General features: G+C 71.6%; 5 protein-coding genes. All 5 read left to right on the plus strand.

What is annotated here, in order from left to right; all coding sequences use genetic code 11:
- Positions 1 to 16: 16 nt before the first annotated feature.
- From ACZYYX_RS18320 to ACZYYX_RS18340, 5 genes are read left to right on the plus strand one after another with little or no spacing between them, the layout of a single operon-like run.
- A complete protein-coding gene (locus tag ACZYYX_RS18320) occupies positions 17 to 1,765 on the plus strand; it encodes an AMP-binding protein (RefSeq protein WP_463816013.1) in 1,749 nt (582 codons plus the stop codon).
- Positions 1,762 to 6,555 (plus strand): SDR family NAD(P)-dependent oxidoreductase, encoded by a 4,794-nt coding sequence (locus ACZYYX_RS18325; RefSeq protein WP_463816014.1) that lies wholly within the window; start codon positions 1,762 to 1,764, stop codon positions 6,553 to 6,555. Before ACZYYX_RS18320 ends, ACZYYX_RS18325 begins: the two co-directional genes overlap by 4 nt.
- 5 nt (positions 6,556 to 6,560) lie before the next feature.
- Positions 6,561 to 11,999, plus strand: coding sequence for an SDR family NAD(P)-dependent oxidoreductase (locus tag ACZYYX_RS18330; protein ID WP_463816015.1), 5,439 nt, complete (start codon positions 6,561 to 6,563; stop codon positions 11,997 to 11,999).
- Positions 11,999 to 17,398 carry a type I polyketide synthase gene (locus ACZYYX_RS18335; protein WP_463816016.1) on the plus strand — a complete coding sequence of 1,800 codons (5,400 nt, stop codon included), beginning with the start codon at positions 11,999 to 12,001 and terminating at the stop codon, positions 17,396 to 17,398. Before ACZYYX_RS18330 ends, ACZYYX_RS18335 begins: the two co-directional genes overlap by 1 nt.
- Entirely contained in the window at positions 17,395 to 21,837 is a 4,443-nt protein-coding gene (locus ACZYYX_RS18340; protein ID WP_463816017.1) for a type I polyketide synthase, read from the plus strand. The genes ACZYYX_RS18335 and ACZYYX_RS18340 overlap by 4 nt, the downstream gene beginning before the upstream one ends.
- Positions 21,838 to 21,849: the final 12 nt, after the last annotated feature.

Genomic DNA, 21,849 nt, shown 5'->3' on the forward strand with positions numbered 1-21,849 from the left:
TGCGAAAGGACCACTGATGCCAGCACTGACGGCGCCCACCGTGACGACCATTCCCGCGCTCCTCGCCGACCGTGCGCAGCAGCAGCCCGACGATGACGCGTACACGTTCTTCGACTACGAGGCCGACCCCGCGGGCATCTCCGAGACGCTGACCTGGTCCGAGGTACACCACCGGGTCCGTGTGGTGGCCGCGAAGCTGGCCACGCTCGGCTCACCCGGGGACCGCGCGGTGATCCTGGCCCCGCAGGGTCTGGAGTACATCATCGGTTTCCTCGGCGCGATCGAAGCCGGGTTCATCGCGGTCCCGCTGACGATGCCGCAGCTGCGCCAGCACGACGAACGCGTCACCGGCGCGATGAAGGACTCCCAGCCCGTCGCCGTGCTGACCACCTCGGCCGTCGTCGACGACATCCGCCATTACGGCCAACTCGACCGCCAGCGCGCGCCCAAGTTCCTCGAGGTCGACACGCTCGACTTCGATTCGCCGCTGCGTCCGGCCGCGCCCGTCGCGCTGCCCAAGACCGCCTACCTGCAGTACACATCGGGGTCGACCCGGCTGCCCGCCGGTGTGGTCGTCAGCCACCGCAACGTGCTGGTCAACGTCGCCGAGCTGCTCACCGACTACTACGAGGCCTACCCGGACGGGCGTGCGCCGGAGGACACCACGGTGGTGTCGTGGCTGCCCTTCTATCACGACATGGGGCTGATCGTGGGTGTGTTCATCCCGATCATGCTGGGCACGCCCGCGGCGCTGATGAGCCCGATCTCGTTCATGCAGAAGCCGTCGCGGTGGATGCAGCTGCTCGGCTCCCATCCCAGCGCGTTCACCGCGGCCCCGAACTTCGCGTTCGAGCTCGCCGTCAAGCGCACCAGCGACGACGACATGGCCGGCAAGGATCTGAGCACCGTCGCGGTGATGATCAACGGCGCCGAGCGCGTGCACGGGTCGACCGTGCGCCGCTTCAACGAGCGCTTCGCCGCGTTCGGTCTGTCCGACGCCGCGATGCGGCCGTCGTACGGTCTGGCCGAGGCGACGGTGTACGTGGTGGCCACAGCGGGTGGCCGCCCCCCGACGTCGGTACGGTTCGACTACGAGAAGCTGGCCGCGGGACAGGCCGAGCGCAGCGAGGTCGCCGACGACGGCACCGAGCAGATCGGGCTGGGCGTACCCCGCTCGACGACGGTTCGGGTGGTCGATCCGGAGACGCTGACGGAGAACCCGGCCGGCACGATCGGCGAGGTCTGGTTGCACGGCGACCACGTCGCCGGCGGCTACTACCAGAACCCCGAACTGACGCAGAAGCTGTTCTCCGGCCAACTCGCCGACCCGAGCGGCGACACCCCGAAGGGGCCGTGGCTGCGTACCGGCGATCTCGGCGTGATCTTCGACGACGAGCTCTACATCGTCGGACGCATCAAAGACCTGCTGATCGTCGACGGTCGCAATCACTACCCCGACGACATCGAGGGCACGGTCGCGGAGTTCACCGGCGGCCGGGTCGCGGCGATCTCGGTGCCCGACGGGGCCAGCGAGAAGCTGGTGGTGATCGCCGAGCTGAAGAAGCAGGTCGATCCGGCGCAGCTGGACGCGGTCACGCAGAAGGTCACCTCGGCGATCTCGATGACCCACAGCGTGCGGCTCGCCGACTTCGCGTTGGTGCCGCCGGGCTCGCTGCCGCTGACCACCAGCGGCAAGGTGCGCCGCGCCATGAGCGCAGACCTCTACCGCGACAACAAGTTCAACCGGTTGGACGCCACTAGATGACCTCTGCTTTCGACGAGGCTGCTGTTCGTCGCTGGTTGACCGACTACCTGGTCACGAACAACGGTTGCAGTCCTGAGCACATCGCGCGCGGCGCCTCGATGCACGACCTCGGGGTGGGTTCGCGCGACGCCGTGGTGCTGACCGGCGTGCTGTCGGAGTACCTGGGCAGGCCGGTGTCGCCGGTGGACTTCTGGCAGTACCCGACGGTCGACGCACTGGCGAAGTTCCTCACCGGCGGCGAGGTCGAGCCGGTCGACGATGCAGTCGGGGTGCGGTCGGGTGGCTCGACCGACGAGCCGATCGCCGTCGTCGGGCTGGGGCTCCGGCTGCCCGGTGGGGAGGAAGCCGACGGCAACATCGAGGGCCCGGACGCGTTCTGGGACTTCCTCACCGAGGGCCGATCCTCGGTGGTCGAGGTGCCCGCCGAGCGGTGGGCGGCGTTCGACGACGGCACTGCCGAGGGCGCCGCCGCGCTGGCGAACACCACCCGTCGGGGCTCCTACCTGCGCGACATCGACGCCTTCGATGCCGAGTTCTTCGAAGTGATCCCGCGCGAGGCCATGCGGATGGATCCGCAGCAGCGGCTGCTGCTCGAGGTCACACACGAGGCGCTGGAGAACGCGGGCATTCCCGCCGACACCCTGGCCGAGACCCGCACCGGTGTGTTCGCCGGTGCGAGCGCCGCGGACTACGCGCAGCTCGGCGCCGCGGACCTGAGCGCGATCGACGCCTGGTACAGCACCGGCGGGTCGATCAGCATCATCGCCAACCGCATCTCCTACTTCTTCGATTTCCGCGGCCCGTCGGTCACCGTCGACACGGCGTGCTCGTCGTCGTTGGTGGCGATCCATCTGGCGTGCCAGAGCCTGCGGGCCGGCGATTCGGACGTGGCGTTGGCGGCCGGCGTGAACCTGCTGCTGTCGCCCGCGGGCACGCGCAGTCTGGACCAGGCCGAGGCGATGTCGAAGACCGGGCAGTGCCACGCGTTCGACGCGGCCGCCGACGGGTTCGTCCGCGGCGAGGGCTGCGGCGTGGCGGTGCTCAAGCGACTCTCCGACGCCCAGCGCGACGGCGACCGGGTGCTGGCGGTGATCCGCGGTTCGGCGGTCAACCAGGACGGCCGGTCCAACGGGTTGATGGCGCCGAACCCGTCGGCTCAGATGGCCGTGCTGCGCGCCGCCTACGCGACTGCCGGGGTGGACCCGCGCGAGGTCGACTACGTGGAGGCGCACGGCACCGGCACGCTGCTCGGTGATCCGATCGAGGCCCGCGCGCTGGGCACAGTGCTGGGCAAGGGCCGGCCCGCGGACCGTCCGCTGCTGCTGGGTGCGGTGAAGTCCAACCTGGGGCACTTGGAGGCCGCGGCGGGTATCGCCGGCTTCGCCAAGGCCGTTCTGGCGTTGCAGCACAACATGATTCCCGCCAACCGCGGCTACCAGAACCCGAACCCGCACATCCCGTTCGACAAGCTCCGCCTGGCCGTGGTCGCCGAGCACACCGAGTGGGCGCCGGCCGGGCGGCCGCGCCGGGCCGGGATCTCGTCGTTCGGCTTCGGCGGCACCAACGCCCACGTCGTCATCGAACAGCCGCCGGTCGCGGTGCCTGCCGACGTGCCGGACGACGCTGCCGTCGCCACCCTGGTGGTCTCTGGCCGCACGCCGCAGCGGGTCGCCGCGCAGGCCGGGATGTTGGCGGAGTGGATGGCCGGTGCGGGCGCGGAGGCGTCGCTGGGCGACGTCGCGCATGCGCTGAACCATCACCGCTCCCAGCACTCCACGTTCGGGACGGTCGCCGCGCGCACCCGCACCGATGCGATCGCCGGTTTGCAGGCATTGGCCGCCGGCCAGTCGGCACCCGGTGTGGTCCCCGCGGGCGCCAGCGTTCCGAAGCCGGGCACGGTGTTCGTGTATTCGGGGCAGGGTTCGCAGTGGGCGGGGATGGGTCGGCAGTTGCTGGCCGATGAGCCGGCGTTTGCCGCTGCCGTGGCGGAGATCGAGCCGGTGTTCGTGGACAAGGTCGGGTTCTCGCTGCAGCAGGTGATCGCCGAGGGTCGTGCGGTCAGCGGGGATGCCGAGGTGCAGCCGGTGCTGATGGGTCTGCAGTTGGCGTTGACCGAGTTGTGGCGCTCTCATGGGGTGCATCCGGATGCGGTGATCGGGCATTCGATGGGTGAGGTGACCGCTGCCGTGGTCGCGGGGGCGTTGAGCCTGGCTGACGGCTTGACGGTGATCGCGGCCCGCTCCTCGATCATGTCGCGCCTGGCCGGCCAGGGCGCCGTCGCGCTGCTCGCCGTCGACGAGGACACCGCCGCCGAGCACATCACGTCGTACCCGAGCGTCGAGATCGCCGGCTACCTGTCGCCGCGCCAGACGGTCGTGGCCGGGCTGCCCGACGAGGTCGACGCCGTGATCGCCGCTGTCGCCGCACAGAACGCGTTCGCCCGTCGCGTCAACATGGTCGTCGCGTCGCACACCGCCCTGATGGATCCGGTGCTGGCCGACATCGGTGCGGCGCTCTCGGGCATCACGCCCGCGGCACCGACGCTGCAGTTCCTGTCGACGGTCGTCGATCCCGCGCAGCCGCCCACATTCGACGCCGACTACTGGGTGGCCAACGTGCGCCAGCCGGTGCGCTTCAGCCGCGCCGTCGCCGCCGCGGCCGTCGACCACGGCACCTTCGTCGAGATCAGCCCCCACGCCACGATGGGTCAACCGATCGCCGCGACCCTGGCAGAGGAGGCCGGCATCCTGTCACTGGGCACCCTTGCCCGTGACGCGGACGACACCGTCACGTTCCACACGAACCTCAACGCCACCCACACCACGCGGCCGCCGCAGACGCCGCATCACGGCGAGCCGCACGTGGTGTTGCCCGCCACCCCGTGGCAGCACACCAGGCACTGGGTGGACGTGCGGCCGCTGCGGCGCGCCGCCGAGGTCCGGCCTGGCGCGCTGCCCGCCGACAGCACCGTGCCCGCGGAGTGGTTCTGCGCGCTGACGTGGCCGGTGAAACCGCTTGCCACGCAACCTGATCCGAGTCCCGACGGCCGATGGTTGGTGGTGGGCGACGCCCGCGTCGGCGGCCAGATGGCCCGCCTGCTGGGCGCCCCGGTCAGCACCCGGGCTGCCGGTGACGACGATCTGGCCGAGGCGGTGGCCGCCGCCAGCCACGTGCTCTTTGCTCCGGACGGCAGCGACTCCGACGAGCTCGGCTACGACCTGTTCGAGGCCGGCCGGGTGATCGCCGCGGCCGCCGCGGGCAGCCCGACTCCGCCCGCGGTGTACCTGTTGACCCGCAACGCCCAGCCGGTCGAGGAGGGGGATCGCGCCAATCCCGCGCAGGCGGTGCTCTGGGGACTCGGCCGCACGCTGGCCCTGGAACATCCCGAGATCTGGGGCGGCCTGATCGACGTCGACGCGTCGGTACCTGCTCCGGTGACCGCCCGCTGGGTGCTCGCCGAGGCGCACGCCGGCGACGGTGAGGACCAGGTGGTCTACCGGGCGGGTGCGCGCCGGGTGGCACGGCTGGTGCATCAGCTGCCCACCGCGACGGAGGCCACCAGGCTGGATCCCGACAAGGCGCACCTGGTGATCGGCGCGACCGGCAACATCGGGCCCCGCCTGATCGAAGAGCTCGCCGCAATGGGCGCGAAAACCGTTGTCGCCGTGTCCCGTAATCCGGGTAACCGGCTCGACGACCTGATCGCACGGCTGGCAGTGGCGGGGACGACGGTCGTCACTGCGGCCGCCGACGCCGCCGACGAGACGGCGCTGCGCGCGCTGTTCGACCGTTTCGGCGCCGACCTTCCCCCGCTGGGCGGGGTCTATCTCGCCGCGATGAGCGGCGGGCCGGTGACGCTGGCGGACATGACCCGCGACGACGTCGTCGCGATGTTCCGCTCGAAGATGGACGCGGTCGCGCTGCTGGACGCGCTGTCGCTGGACCACCCCGTCGACCAGTTCGTGCTGTTCTCGTCGATCTCGGGTGTGCTGGGCTCCCGCTGGCTGGCCCACTACGCCGCGACGACGACCTTCCTGGACACGTTCGCGTTCGCCCGCCGCGCCGCGGGCCTACCGGCCACCGCGATCAATTGGGGGCTGTGGAAGTCCCTGGCCGACGTGCAGACCGGTTTCGAGAAGCAGGCCACCGCGGAGTCCGGGCTGGAGCCGATGCCCGACGACGTCGCGATCTCGGCGCTGCGGCTGCTGACCGGGCCCGGCGCACCCGCCCGTGCGACGGTGGTCGCTGCCGACTGGCCGCGCCTGGCCGCGGCGTACCACACCCGCGCGCAGCTGCACATCCTCGACGATCTGCTGGCCAGCAACGACGAAGCGGGCTCCTCGGCCACGGCGACCGGTGACACGGCGTTTCGGGCGGCGCTGCGCGACGCGCCTGCCGAGCACCGCAGGGATTTGCTGGCCGACCACGTCGTGGGCCAGGTGGCAGCTGCGATGGGCCTGGCCTCGGCCCACACGCTGGACCCCACGGTCGGCTTCTTCCAATTCGGCATGGATTCGCTGATGAGCGTAACGTTGCAGCGCTCGCTGAGCGAAAGCCTGGGGGAGGTCCTACCCGCGTCGGTCGTCTTCGACTATCCGACCATCGAGGCGCTCACCGATTATCTGGCGTCGGTGTTGCCTGAGATAATCGGGACCGCCGGTAACGACGACGAGGTCGCCGGCAGCCCTGATGCTGACCCCATCGGGGACAGTGACGTGACCAACGAGGACGCCTACGACGACCTGGCCGAAGACGAACTGCTGGCCAGGCTCTCGGAACGATTGAATTGAGTGTGATGACCGCAAGCTCAGGATCGCCCGGTTCGGGTGCCGCGCCGGACCGTCGGGCCATCATCACCGAGGCACTGCGCAAGATCGACGATCTGACCGCGAAGCTGGCCGCGGCCGAGAAGGTCGACACCGAGCCGATCGCCGTCGTGGGTATCGGTGCGCGGCTGCCGGGCGGCGTGGCCGACGCCGACCAGTTCTGGCAGTTCCTGCTCGATGGCGGCAACGGCGTGATCCGGGTGCCGGCCGACCGCTGGGACGCCGACCAGTACTACTCACCGGACCACAGCGTGCCCGGCACCATCGTCAACCGCGAGGGCGGATTCCTCACCACCTGGAAGCCCGACGAGTTCGACGCGGAGTTCTTCTCGATCTCGCCGCGCGAAGCCGCAGGCATGGATCCTCAGCAGCGGCTGCTCATGGAGGTCGCGGTCGAGGCGCTGGAGAACGCCAACATCAGCCCCCGTAGCCTGCGCGGCTCGTCGACCGGCGTGTTCGTCGGCCTGACCGCCAACGACTACTTCCGCTCGGTGATCGGCGTACTGGAGCCCGAGGAGATCGACCCCTACATCCCGTTCGGCAACGCACCCAACTTCGCGGCGGGCCGGCTCTCCTACTTCCTCGGCGTGCGCGGCCCCGCGGTGGTCAGCGACACCGCGTGCTCCTCGTCGCTGGTGTCGATCCACCTGGCCTGCCAGAGCCTGCGCCGCGGAGAGAGCGACCATGCGCTGGCCGCCGGGGTGAACCTGATCCTGAGCCCCGAGAACAACATCGCCTGCTCACGCTGGGGCATGCTGTCGCCGGCGGGCCGGTGCGCGACGTTCGACGCCGACGCCGACGGCTACGTGCGCAGCGAGGGCTGCGGTGTGGTCGTGCTCAAGAGACTCTCCGACGCCCAGCGTGACGGGGACCGCGTGCTCGCGGTCGTGCGCGGGTCGGCGGTCAACCAGGACGGCGCCAGCAGCGGCCAGACCGTCCCCAACGGGCCCGCACAGCAGGAGCTGATGCGCACCGCGCTGCGCAACGCCCGGCTGGATCCGTCCGCCATCGACTACATCGAGGCGCACGGCACCGGCACCGGGCTGGGCGACCCGATCGAACTCGATGCGCTCTCGGCGGTCTACGGCGACCGCAAGGACGCGGCCCCGCTGGTGCTGGGTTCGGTGAAAACCAACCTCGGCCATCTGGAGTCCGCGGCCGGCGTCACCGGGTTCATCAAGACCGTGCTGAGCCTGCAGCACGGGTTCATCCCGAAGATGCTGCACTTCTCCGCGCTGACCCCGCAGGCCGGCGAGGGGGCGAAGAAGTTCCACATCGCCGCCGAGCCGACGCCGTGGCCCGTCCATGACGCGCCGCGCCGCGCCGCGGTGTCCTCGTTCGGGGTCAGCGGCACCAACGCCCACATCGTGCTGGAACAGGCCCCCGAGGCCGAACCGGTTGCGCCGCAGCCCGAACCGCCCGTCAGCACGCTGGTCGTCACCGGCAAGACCCCGGCGCGCGTCGCGTCGTTGGCCGGCGCGCTGGCCGACTGGCTGGCCGGCCCGGCGGCCGAGCAGGTCAGCCTGGCCGATGTCGCCGAGACGCTGAACCACCGCCGCGCCCCGCATCCCCGCTTCGCCACGGTCGCCGCGACCGATCGCACCCAGGCCGTCGCGGGCCTGCGCGCCCTCGCCGAGGGCTATCCCGCGCCCGGTGTGGTGCCCGTCCACGACGGCGCATGCGGTTCCGGCGCGAAGCCCGGCACGGTGTTCCTGTACTCCGGGCAGGGCTCGCAGTGGGCCGGCATGGGTCAGCGGCTGCTCACCGAGGAGCCCGCGTTCGCGGCGGCCGTCGACGAGCTCGAACCCGACTTCGTGGCTCAGGCCGGTTTCTCGCTGCGCCAGACGCTGGAGTCCGGGGAGACCGTCGTCGGCATCGACCGAATCCAGCCGGTGCTGGTCGGTGTGCAGCTGGCGCTGACCGCGCTGTGGCGCTCCTACGGCGTCATCCCCGACGCGGTGATCGGGCACTCGATGGGTGAGGTGACCGCCGCCGTCGTCGCAGGGGCGCTGAGCCCGGCCGACGGCCTCAAGGTGATCTCCACCCGGTCGCGGCTGATGAAGCGGCTCTCCGGGCAGGGCGCGATGGCGCTGCTCGAGCTCGACGCCGCGGCCGCCGAGGAGCTGATCGCCGGCTACGACGGGCTGACCGTCGCCGTGTACGCCTCGCCGAACCAGACGGTCATCGCCGGTCCGCCGGACCAGGTCGACGCCGCCGTCGCGGTGGTCGACGCGCAGGACCGGCTGGCCCGCCGCGTCGAGGTCGACGTGGCCTCGCACCACCCGATCATCGACCCGATCCTCGGCGAGCTGCGGACCGAGCTGGCCACGCTGGCGCCGCGAACGCCGACCATCCCGGTGCTCGTCACCACCGATGGCAGGCCGACCGACGGGAGCAACGTCTTCGACGCCGACCACTGGGTGGCGAACCTGCGCAACCCGGTGCGATTCGCCCGCGCGGTCGCCACCGCGGGCGCCGACCACACGGTGTTCGTCGAGGTCAGCCCGCATCCGCTGCTGGGCTACGCGATCAAGGACACGCTCTCTGGTCAGCACCACCACAGCATCGCCACGCTGCAGCGCGACGCCAACGACACGCTGACCTTCCGCACCAACCTGAACGCTGCCCACACCACGCGGCCGCCGAAGACGCCGTCGCGTCCCGGCCCGCGCGTCCAGATCCCGACCACGCCGTGGCATCACGCGCACCACTGGATTCAGACGGCGGCCATGCGCGCCGCCGCCGGTGCGGCCACAGGGGCCTCGGCGGCGCCGGCCGCGCGTGCCGAGGGCGGTCACCACGAGTGGTTGCACGAGCTGACCTGGCCGGTGCGCGACCTGGCCGGCGACCGCGCCGAGGGCACGTTCGCGGTGATCTCCGAGGACGCCGAGCTGGCGAGCGCGCTGGGTGCTCGAGCGCTCCGGCTCGACGAGGTCGGCGGTGCAGGCGCCGCCGATGTCGTCGTCTACGCACCCGCGGTCCCGCCGCAGCGCTTCGACGCCGCCGCGGCCTACCAAATGTTCGACGAACTGCGACGCGTCGTCGTCGTGCTCGCCGGAATGGAGTCAGCGCCAAGGCTTTTGGTGGTCACCCGCAACGCCCAGCCGGTCGCCGAGGGCGACCGGGCGAACCCGGCGCACGCGGTGCTGTGGGGACAGGGCCGCACGCTCGCGCTGGAGCACCCCGAGTTCTGGGGTGGCCTGGTCGACGTCGACGAGACGTTGCCCGCCGAGCTGCTGGGCGCCTACCTGCGCGCCGAGGCTTCAGCGATCGAGACGTCGAGCGGCACCGACCGCGACGACCAGGTCGTCTACCGGGCAGGGGAGCGGCGGGTGCCGCGCCTGACGCCCCGCGCACTGCCCGCAGTTGCGGTGAACCGGTTGGAGAACAACACCAGCCACCTCGTTGTCGGCGCGACCGGCAACGTCGGCCCGTACCTGATCCGCCAGCTCGCCGACATGGGCGCGGCGACCGTGGTCGCGGTGTCGCGGCGCGGCACCGGGCTGGCCGACCTGACCGCCGAGCTGGCCGCCAAGGGCACCACGCTGGTCGAGGTCGCCGCCGACGCCGGCGACGACGCGTCGATGGCCGCGGTGTTCGAGCGCTTCGGCCGGGACCTGCCGCCGCTGGACGGCGTCTACCTGGCCTCGCTGGCGGGCGGTGAGGCACTGCTGACCGAGATGACCGACGACGACCTGCGGCCCATGTTCCGGGCCAAGGTCGACGCGGCCGCGGTGCTACACAAGCTGTCGCTGACCACGCCGGTGCGGCGCTTCGTGCTGTTCTCGTCGATCACCGGGCTGCTCGGCTCCCGCGCGGTCGCCCACTACACGGCGGCCAACGCCTATGCCGACGCGTTCGCCTACGCGCGGCGCGCACTGGGCCTGCCGGCGACGGTCGTCGACTGGGGTCTGTGGAAGTCCTGGTCCGACGCCCAGCCGCAGATGAAGGCCGCCGGGCTGGAGCCCATGCCCAACGACATCGCGATCCGCATGCTGCCGACGGTGCTCAGCCCGCAGGCCGGCACGCAGATCGTGCTCGCCGGCGCCGACTGGCCGCGCCTGGCCGAGGCCTACCGCATGCGTGCCGCGGTCAAGGTGCTCGACCGCCTGGTCGCCGGGCCGGCCGAGGATGCCGACCTGACGGCTCTCGCGGCCGCCCAGTGGGGCACGGTGCTCGGCGAGCCGGTCGAATCGGCCGACCACGAGCATCTGTGGCAGGCGCGGTTGCTGCCCGGCGAGCGCACGTGGTCGAACGCGCACCGGGTACGCGGCGTCGAGGTGGTGCCCGTGTCGGTCGTGCTGCACACGCTGTCGGTCGTGGCCGACAGCGTGGGTGGCGGGAAGGCCGCGGGAGACATCCGGTTCGAGTACCCGATCCTCGCCGACGCCCCGAAGGTGATCCACGCCGTCGCCGACGGGGACACGCTGACCATCTGGTCCAGCCCGGCCCCCGACACCGCCCAGCAGCGCTGGACCCGGCACGCCAGCGCCACGCTGACCACGGCGCCGCAGCAGGCGCCTCACGGCGACCAGACCCCGGTCGGCACCGTGTTCGACGGTGCCGCGATCGAGGACATGCAGCGCGCGTGGGGTGTGGAAGGCCGACCGTTCGAGTGGACCGTCGCCGACGCCACGGCGACCACATCCGGCGCGCGAGGCACCGTCGAGGTGCCCGCCACCGATTCGCCTGCCGCGGCCCTTCTGGACGCCGCGGTGCACGTGGCCCGCCTGGCCGACGCCGACAACGCCGCACTGCTGCTGCCCGCTGGCGCCGAGAGCCTCACCGAAAACGGCGACGCAGCGGTTGGCACCGCCGCGATCGAGGTGGTCCGGCGCGGCGGCGACGGGGCCGCTCTGGTCGTCGACGCGCAGGTCACCGGCCCCGACGGCACCGTCTGGGTCGACGTGCGTGGATTGACGTTCGCGCCGGTCGAATCCGCACCAGCTCCTGCGATCGGCGACACCGCCTCTGCCGCGGCCGAATTCATCGACTGGTCGACGATGTCGGGCACGGAGACGCTGGAGACGCTGCGGGTGCGTCTGCGCGCCATCCTGGCCCGCGAGCTGGGTATGCCCGAGACGGCGGTCGACGTCGACTCGGCGTTCCCGGAGCTCGGCCTGGACTCGATGATGGCGATGAACCTGCTGCGCGACGCCAAGGCGCTGGTCCGCATCGACCTGTCGGCAACCATGCTGTGGAATCACCCGTCGATCGCGCAGCTGTCGGAGTTCGTGGCCGAACTGCTGGCCCCCACCCGACAGGCCCACGAGCAGGCTGCCGCCGCCGAATCCGAGGAGGAGCCCGATGCGGGCGACGACTCCGACGAGTTCAGCCTCGACGACCTCTTCGACAGCATCGAATCTTCCGTCGAGTCGGCCAATGCCGGCAGTGAGGGCACCATCTGATGACGACCCCCAAGCCAAAAACCACCTTCGACCGCATCTCGGGCATGTCCGCCGAGCAGCGGGACAAGCTGGCTGAGCAGTTCGAGAAGGCGTCGCGGGTCACCGGGGCCGAGCCGATCGCCGTCGTCGGCATCGGCTGCCGGCTCCCCGGCGGGGTCACCGGACCCGACAGCTTCTGGAAGCTGCTGGAGAGCGGCACCGATGCGGTCTCCGTGGTGCCCGCCGACCGCTGGGACGCCGAGGCGTTCTACGACACCGACATGAGCGTGCCGGGCCGGATGCCCACCAAGTGGGGCGCTTACTTGAGCGACATCACCGGTTTCGACGCCGACTTCTTCGGCATCACCCCCCGTGAGGCGATGTCGATGGATCCGCAGCAGCGGGTGGCCCTCGAGGTGGCGTGGGAAGCGCTGGAGAACGCCGGCTACGCCCCCGATCAGCTGGGTGAATCCCGCACCGCGGTGATGCTGGGCGTCTACTACAGCGAGTATCACAACGCGACGCCGGAGAACGCGGACTCGATCGACGCGTACTCGGCGACCGGCAACGCGCACAGCGTCACCGTCGGCCGCATCGCCTACCTGCTGGGTCTCAAGGGCCCGGCGGTGGCCGTGGACACCGCGTGCTCGTCGTCGCTGGTGTCGATCCACCTGGCCTGCCAGAGCCTGCGCATGCGTGAGAGCGACCTCGCGCTCGCCGGCGGCGTCAACCTGAACCTGCGGCCGGAAACCCAACTGGCCCTTGCCAAGTGGGGCATGCTCTCCCCGCACGGGCACTGCTACGCCTTCGATTCGCGTGCCGACGGGTTCGTGCGCGGCGAGGGTGCGGGCATGGTGGTGCTCAAACGCCTGACCGACGCGGTCCGCGACGGGGACCGGGTGCTCGGCGTGGTGCGCGGCTCGGCGGTCAACCAGGACGGCCGCTCCAACGGCCTGACCGCACCCAATGCGCCGTCGCAGCGCGACGTGCTGACCCGCGCGCTGAAGTCGGCCGACGTCGCCGCGGGCACCGTCGACTACGTCGAATGCCACGGCACTGGAACGGCTCTGGGCGATCCGATCGAATTCGACGCGCTGGCTGCGATCTACGGCAAGGGCGACGTGCCCTGCGCGCTGGGCACCGTCAAGACCAACATGGGTCACCTCGAGGCGGCGGCCGGCGTGGCCGGGTTCATCAAGACCGTGCTGACGCTGGCGCACGGCACGATCCCGCCGAACCTGAACTTCGACAAGTGGAACCCGCAGATCGATCCGAAGCCGACCCGCCTCTACGTGCCCACTGAGGCGACGCCGTGGCCGGCCAGCGATCACCCACGCCGAGCCGCGGTGTCGTCGTTCGGCTTCAGCGGCACCAACGCCCACATCGTGCTGGAGCAGGGCCCCGAGCCGGCGCCCGCATCCGTCGACCCGGCCCCGGCGGTCACCACGCTCGTCGTGTCCGGGAAGACCCCGGCACGGCTCGCGGCCTCGGCGCAGTCGCTGGCCGACTGGCTGGCCGGTGACGGCGCATCGGTGCCGCTGACCGACGTCGCCTACACCGTGAACCACCACCGCAGCCGCTACTCGACCATCGCCACGGTGTGCGCCCGCACCCACGACGAGGCTGTCACCGGCTTGCGCGCGCTGGCCGCGGGTCAGCCCGCACCCGGTGTGATCGGGGCCCACGACTCCCGCCTCGGTAAGGGCACCGTGTTCCTCTACTCGGGCCAGGGCGCGCAGTGGGCCGGGATGGGCAAGGCGCTGCTGGCCGAGGAGCCGGCGTTCGCCAAGGCCGTCGACGAGCTCGAACCCGCGTTCGTCGACAAGGTCGGCTTCTCGCTGCGCCAGACTCTCGAGGCCGGGGAGCCGGTCGTGGGCATCGACCGCATCCAGCCGGTGCTGGTGGGCATGCAGCTGGCACTGACCGAGCTCTGGCGCTCCTACGGCGTGGAACCCGATGCGGTGATCGGCCATTCGATGGGGGAGGCCACCGCCGCCGTCGTGGCCGGTGTGCTCACCCCCGCCGAGGGTTTCGACATCATCGCCACCCGCACCCGGCTGATGAAGCGGTTGTCCGGCCAGGGCGCGATGGCGCTGCTCGAGCTCGACCCCGCCGCGGCGGAGAAGCTGATCGCCGACAAGCCGGACGTGACGATCGCGGTGTACGCCTCGCCGAAGCAGGTTGTCATCGCCGGCCCGCCCGAGCAGGTCGACGAGCTGGTCGCCACGGTCGACCGGCAGGGTCGGCTGGCCCGCCGCGTCGAGGTGGACGTCGCGTCGCATCACCCGACGATCGATCCGGTGCTGCCGGAGCTGCGGGAGGCGCTGGCGTCGCTGAAGCCGGCCGCGCCGAAGATCCCGCTGATCTCCACCGTGGCCTACACCGGCGATGCGCCGCTCTACACCGCCGACTACTGGGCCGCGAACCTGCGCAACCCGGTCCGGTTCAGCCAGGCCGTGCACGAGGCCAGCGCCGAGAACAGCGCGTTCATCGAGATCAGCCCGCACCCGCTGCTGTCCCACGCGATCAACGACACGCTGGCCGCGCAGTCGGTCAGCAAGCGGTTCCACGTCGGATCGACCGTGAACCGGGACACCCCCGAGACGTTGGCCTTCCATGCGCAGCTCGCGGCGGTCCGCCCGCCCGCGGTCAGCGCCGAGGGCGCGGCCGGCCGGCTCGTCGACGTCCCGCCGACGGCGTGGCAGCACGTGCCGTTCTGGCTCGACGACCGCTCCGGTCACACGCAGTACGCCGGGGCGCACCCGCTGCTCGGCGTGCACGTCGAGCTGCCGTCGGGCAACGGCCACGTGTGGCAGTCCGACGTCGGCACCGACGCGCATCCGTGGCTGGCCGACCACGTCGTGCACAGCCTGCCGGTCATGCCGGGCGCAGGGTTCGCCGAGATCGCGTTCGCCGCGGCGCAGGAAGCTCTCGGCCGGCCCGCGACCGGTGTGGCCGTTTCCGTCGAGGTCGAGGCCATGTTGCCGCTCGATCCGCAGACGACGCTGACCACTCAGGTGAACACCGGCGAGGACGGTGTATCGCGCGTCGAGATCCATTCCCGCTCGGAGGCGGGCGGCTGGACCCGGCACGCTGTCGGCACCGTCGCGGCCGCCGACCCCGAAACCCCGGCCAAGGTGCTGCCCGCCCCGGGCGGCACCCCGGTCTCGCCGTCGGACTTCTACACCGCGCTGCGCCGCACCGGCGCGCACCATGGCCCGGCGTTCCAGGCGCTGACCCGCATCGCCCGCGCCGCCGAGGCCGCCGACACCGAGATCGAGCTGCCGGAATCGGTGACGCCGCAGCGCGGCATCACGCTGCACCCCGTGCTGCTCGACGCGGCACTGCAGGGCCTTGCCGCCGCGATGAGCGATGCGACGCTGGCCGACTCCGGCGAGGACACCTACCTGCCGGTCGGTTTCGGCACGATCCGGGTGTTCGCGGAGGTGGGCAGGCGGGCGCACTGCCGCGCCGAGCTGGTCAGTGTCGCCGACAGCGGTGACGCCACGGGTCGGGTCACCCTGACCGACGACACCGGCACCGTTCTGGCCCGGGTCGACGACGTGCACCTCAAGCGCATCCAGCGCCGCACTGTGCCACTTCCGTTGTCGCAGAAGATCTTCGACTCCCGCTGGGTGGAATCCGCCGCCCCTGCCGCGCAGGCGGTGGCGGGGAGCTGGCTCGCGTTGGCCGACGGCGCCGCGGGGCAGAGCGCGGCGCAGGAGTTCGCCGAGCGGTTCGGCGGTCCGACCCGACGGGTCGTCACCGCCGACCTCGGCGACGAGTCCGCGGTGCGGGAGGCGTTCGCCACCGCGACGGCCGACCCCGATCTGCCGCCTGCCGGCGTGATCGTGTTCTGCGACTTCGGATCCGAGTCCGCGGATGCCGGTCTGGCGCACGCCCGCGACGTGATCTGGGGCGTGGCGGGCACGGTGCGTGCGATCGTGGGCAGCTGGCACGGCAAGGCACCTCGCCTGTGGCTGGTGACCCGCGGCGGTCTGGTGACCGCACCCTCGAAAAACTCAGACGGCGCGGGCGATCCGGCCGCCAACAGCCTCAAGGGCCTGGTCCGGGTGCTGGCCTACGAGCATCCCGACCTGAAGACCACGCTGCTCGACACCGGCGCCGACGATCCGGCCGGCGCACTGAGCGCCGAGATCGAGAGCGGCTCGCCCGACGACGTCGTCGCGTGGCGTGGCGGTACCCGCCTGGTCGAGCGGCTCGCCCGCGCGGCGCTGCCGGCCACGCCCGGGCAGCTGACGGTCCGCGGCGACGGCAGCTACGTCGTCACCGGCGCTCTTGGCGGTGTCGGCATGGCGGTGGTGCGCTGGCTGGTCGGCCACGGCGCGGGCCGGCTCGTGCTCAACGGCCGCAACGGTCCGTCCGATGAGGTGGCCGCCGAACTCGACACGCTGCGGCAGCGCTGCGAGATCTCCGTCGTGACCGGCGACATCGCCGACGCGGGCGTGGCCGAGCGACTGGTCGCCTCTGCCGAGGAGACGGGCAAGCCGATGCGCGGGCTCATCCACTCGGCCGCGGTGCTCGAGGACGAGATCTTCGTCGGCATGACCCGCGAGAGCCTCGACACCATCTGGGCGCCGAAGGCCACCGGTGCGCTACGCCTGCACGAGGCCACCCTCGGCAAGGACCTGGACTGGTGGGTCGCCTTCAGCTCGATCGTGTCGCTGCTCGGCTCGCCCGGGCAGGCGGCCTACGCGGCGGCCAACGCCTGGCTCGACGGCCTGGTGTCGGCACGGCAGGCGGCCGGGTTGCCGGCCATCGCGGTCAACTGGGGCCAGTGGGCCGACGTGGGTCTGGCCAGCACGCTGCGGTTCTCGGTGCTCGACCCGATCAGCCCGGCCGAGGGCGTCGACGCGCTCGGCGGCGTGATGGCAGCGGGTCTGCCCCGTGTCGGCATCGCCCGGCTGCGGCTGGACCGGGCCGCGGCGGCGTTCCCGGAGATCCACCAGATCGGGTTCTTCACCGACATGGTGGGCGAGCTGCAGACCGATGACATCGACGAGGACTGGGGCGGCGCCGAGGCGCTCAAGACGATGGACGCCGCCGAGGTACACCGTGTCGTCGTGGCCCGGCTGCGCCGGCGGATCTCGGCCATCATGGGCTACTCCGACGACGGCGCGGTGGACGTCGCGCAGCCGCTGACCGAGCTGGGGCTCGACTCGCTGATGGCGGTGCGGATGCGCAACACGATCCGCGGTGACTTCGGCGTCGAGCCGCCCGTCGCGCTGCTGCTACAGGGCGCGACGCTGACCGACCTCGCGGTGGACCTGATCCGTCAGCTCGGCCTGGAGGAGCAGGAGTCCGCCGAGCGTCCCAACGCCCTGCGTGAGCGCGCCCAGCAGCGCGCCGCCGCGCGTCAACGTGCCGCATCGCGGCGAAAGGTAGGACCACGATCGTGACGAGCAGTACCGCCGAGGACTTCCCGGACAACGCGATCGCCGTCATCGGCATGGCCGGGAAGTTCCCCGGTGCGGAGTCGGTGTCGGCGTTCTGGCGCAATCTGCGCGCCGGGGTGGAGTCGATCGTCGACCTCTCAGAGGGCGATCTGCTGGCCAACGGCGTCACCGAACGCGCGCTGGGCAACCGCGGATACGTCCGGCGGGCGGGGCTGATGCCGGGCATCGAGGAGTTCGACGCGGACTTCTTCGGCTTCACGCCGTACGCGGCGCGGATGCTCGACCCGCAGCACCGGCTGTTCCTGCAGGCCGTGTTCCACGCGCTCGAGGACGCCGGCTACGACCCGCAGGGTCTGGAATCCACCGTCGGCGTGTTCGGTACCAGCAGCTCCAGCGGCTACCTGCTGCACAACCTGATGTCGAACTTCGACCCGATGATGGTGATCGGGCAGGGCGCCAGCTTCGAGATGGTGAACCTGAGCCTGCAGAACGACAAGGACCATCTGGCCACCCGGGTGGCGCACCAGTTCGACTTCCGCGGCCCCGCGCTGTCGGTGGCCACGGCATGCTCGTCGTCGCTGGTCGCGGTGCACCTGGCGTGCCAGTCGATCCTCAACGGTGAGTGCGACATCGCGCTGGCCGGCGGCTCGTCGCTGCGTATCCCGCACCACGTCGGTTACTGGTACGAGCAGGGCGCGATGGTGTCCCCGACGGGACAGTGCCGGCCGTTCGACGTGCGCTCGGACGGCACGATCTTCGCCAGCGGCGTCGGCGTGGTGGTGCTCAAGGCGCTGGCCGACGCGATCGACGACGGTGACCGCATCCATGCGGTGATCCGCGGCTCGGCGCTGAACAACGACGGCGCCACGAAGATGACCTACGCCGCGCCGAATGCGCTGGGTCAGGCCGAGGTCATCGCCGAGGCGCACGCCATCGCCGGGGTGGACGCCTCGTCGATCACCTACGTCGAGACGCACGGCACCGGCACCCCGCTCGGGGATCCGATCGAGGTGGAGGGCCTGCGCCAGGCGTTCGAGCTCGCCGAGGAGACCCGCAGCGCGCCCTGCTACCTGGGCTCGGTCAAGTCCAACATCGGGCACCTGGAGACCGCGGCCGGTATCGCGGGGTTGATCAAGGCGATCCTGTGCCTGGAGCACAAGGCGATCCCGGCGACGCTGCACTACACCAGCCCGAACCCCGAACTGCACATCGACCGCGGACCGTTCCGGATCCGCAACACCGACGGCCCGTGGGAGTCCGACGGCGTCCGCCGCGCGGGCGTCAGCTCGTTCGGCGTGGGCGGCACCAACGCCCACATCGTGCTCGAGGAGGCGCCGCATACGGCAGCTCCGGCGCCGAGTGCCAAGCCGCAGGTGCTGGTGCTCTCGGCCCGCACCCAGGAGGCGCTGGCACAGTCGCGCGCGGCGCTGGCCACCGAACTGGCCGACAGCGACGAGGTCAGCCTGCCCGACGCCGCCTACACGCTGACCCGACGTCGCAAGGATCCGTTCCGCCTCGCCGCAGTCGTGCACGACCAGGCCAACGCCGCGACCGTGCTGTCGGCAGCCGAGACGGACAACGTCTTCGAAGGCACCGGGGTCCCCGATGCCGAAGAGTCCGGCGACCGGGTGGCCTTCCTGTTCCCCGGTCAGGGCGCCCAGCACATCGGCATGGCGCGCGGGCTCTACGACACCGAGCCGGTGTTCGCCCGCCACTTCGACGAGTGCGTGGCGGGGTTCAACGACCTCATGGGTTACGACCTGCGCGCCGAGATCTTCGACGGGGTGGGCCGCAACCTCGAGCACACCGACCGCGCGCAGCCCGCGCTGTTCACCGTCGAGTACGCGCTGGCCAAGCTGATTCAGTCCTACGGCGTGGAGCCGGCGATCATGGCGGGCCACAGCATCGGCGAGTACGCGGCCGCGACCATCGCCGGGGTGTTCGACCTCGACACCGCGATCAGGGTCGTCGCCAAGCGCGCACAGCTGATGCACGCCGCCCCGCGCGGCGTCATGGTCGCGGTCCCGATGAGCCCGCAGGCCGTCACCGAGTACCTCACCGGTGATGTCGACGTCGCGACGATCAACGACCCGGGCAGCTGCGTGGTGGCCGGCAGCGACGAGGCGATCCGCACGTTCCAGGCCGCGCTGGCCGAGAAGGGCGTCGCTGCGCGGCGGGTGCGTACCTCGCACGCGTTCCACTCCCGGCTGATGGACCCGGTGGTCGCCGAGTTCAGTACGTTCCTGTCCTCGGTGACGCTGAACGAGCCGCGAATCCCGTTGCTGTCGAACGTCACCGGTACGACGATGTCGGCGGCGGAGGCCACCAACCCGAACACGTGGGCGCGTCAGATCCGGGCCACGGTGCGGTTCGCCGACGAGCTCGACCTGCTGCTCTCCGCCCCGGACCGGGTGCTCGTGGAAGTCGGTCCCGGTGGCACGCTGACCTCGTCGGCGGGCCGGCATCCCCGGTGGTCGGAACGGCACCGCGCGGTGCGGTTGATGCGCCATCAGGCGCAGAACCGCAGCGACGGCGACACCTTCCTGCTCGGGTTGGGCCAGTTGTGGGCGGCCGGGGTCGACGTGAATTGGACCCCAGCCTGGACCCCGGCCGGGACCGCGGTGACCACCGACGCCGAGCCGCAGCTGGTCACCCTGCCCGGCTATCCGTTCGCCAAGCAGCGGCACTGGGTCGAGCACAACGCGACGGCGGCGTGGCTCAACGGTGCCGGTGCCAACGGGGTCGCTCTCGATGCCTCCGCGCCGGCGGCCGCCCCGGCCGCCGCGGGCGGCACCTCCTCGGTCGAGACGGTGTTGGCGCAGGTCTGGGCGCAATGCCTGGGCCTGCCCGACATCGACCGCAACGCCAACTTCTTCGAGATCGGCGGCGACTCGCTGATCGCGATCAGCGTGGCGATGACGGCGGGCCACCGCGGGCTGGACCTCACCCCGCAGGATCTCTACGAGAACCAAACCGTGTCGTCACTGGCGAAGGTGCTGACCGCCCGCTACGCCGAAGGCGGTCTGGCCCGGCAGTCGATGGACGACGTCGTCACCCCGCCGGTGCCGCCGAACGTCGCGTACTTCCTCGAGCACGGTCTGCGTGACGTCGGCCGCTGGCGCACCCCCGTGGTGCTGGGTCTGCGCGCCGACATCGGCGAGGACGACGTGCGGGCGGTGCTGACCGCGGTCACCGCGGCCCACGACGCGCTGCGGGTGCACCTCGTGGAGCGGGCCGGCACGTGGGAGCAGCACATCGCCGAACCCGGCGAGTTCACCGAGCTGATCGTGACGGCGCTGCCCGACGGCGTGGCCGCGGGCAGCCCGCAGGAGCGCGAGGCCGTGCAGGCCGCACTCGACGAGCAGGTGCGCGAGCACCAACTGCTCACCGCACCGTTGACCGCGACGTTCCTGCGTGGCGCGCACGGCGGCCGGTCGTCTCTGGCACTGACCCTGCACGGGGTCGCCAGCGGACCCGGCGACGACGGCACCTCGCGGGACGTGTTGCTCACCGATCTGGTCACCGCGTTCTCGCAACGGATGGCGGGGGAGGAGATCTCCCTGGCCCCGGTGCCCACGTCGTGGCGGGAGTGGTCGCAGCGCTGCGCCGGACTGGTCACCCACCCGGCCGTGCTGGACAGTCGCGATTACTGGCTGCAGGTCGCCCGCGCCGCCACGGTCACCGTGGCCGGGCCCGAACCGGCCGAGCGGCCGGGCGCCGACGACCTGGTGCGGCTGTCGACGTCGCTGTCGCCCGCCGAGACCGGGGAGATCGACGACACCCGGCGGCGGTTGCGGCTACCCGTCGAGGAGATCCTGCTGGCCGCCCTGGGCCGGACCGTGGCCGCCACCGTCGGCGAGGGCACCGTGACGGTCGACCTCGGGGGTCGCGGCCGTTCCGTGCTCAAGCCCGACGTCGACCTGCAGCGCACCGTCGGGTGGTTCTCCACTCTGCACCCGGTCCCGCTTCCGGCGGTACAGCAGAGCGCCGCGTCGGCGCTGCTCGACGACGTGCGGGACACGCTGAAGGCCGTGCCGCACTACGGCATCGGCTACGGGCTGTTGCGCTACCTGTACGCGCCGACCGCACGGGCGTTGTCCGCCACCCGGCCTGCCGACATCCTGTTCACCCACGTCGGCACCATCCCCGACGTGCCCGCCGAACAGCCCGAGGACGCCGCGGTCCGGTTCGACACCGACACCGCGATGCCGATCCGGGACGCGCTGCCCGGGTTGGGGCATGCCCTGGAGCTGCGGGTCTACCGCTCGGCCGGGGTGCTCTACACCGACTGGTGGTACGACAGCCGGCGGCTGGGGCCCACCGATGTGGAATCCTTTGCCCGGCACTACTCGACCGCTCTGCTGGAGATCACGCGGGAAGCGCTGGCCGCCGAGGACACCGATGCGGCCGGTGACGAGCTGGCGCTCGTCGATCTCTCGTGACACGGCTCAACC

This window comes from Mycobacterium sp. IDUB_1, assembly GCF_055419625.1.

What these genes read in the sequence shown, in the direction of transcription:
- ACZYYX_RS18320 (WP_463816013.1), top strand. Translation starts at nt 17, where the DNA reads ATGCCAGCACTGACGGCGCCCACCGTGACGACCATTCCCGCGCTCCTC.
- ACZYYX_RS18325 (WP_463816014.1), top strand. Translation starts at nt 1,762, where the DNA reads ATGACCTCTGCTTTCGACGAGGCTGCTGTTCGTCGCTGGTTGACCGAC.
- ACZYYX_RS18330 (WP_463816015.1), top strand. Translation starts at nt 6,561, where the DNA reads ATGACCGCAAGCTCAGGATCGCCCGGTTCGGGTGCCGCGCCGGACCGT.
- ACZYYX_RS18335 (WP_463816016.1), top strand. Translation starts at nt 11,999, where the DNA reads ATGACGACCCCCAAGCCAAAAACCACCTTCGACCGCATCTCGGGCATG.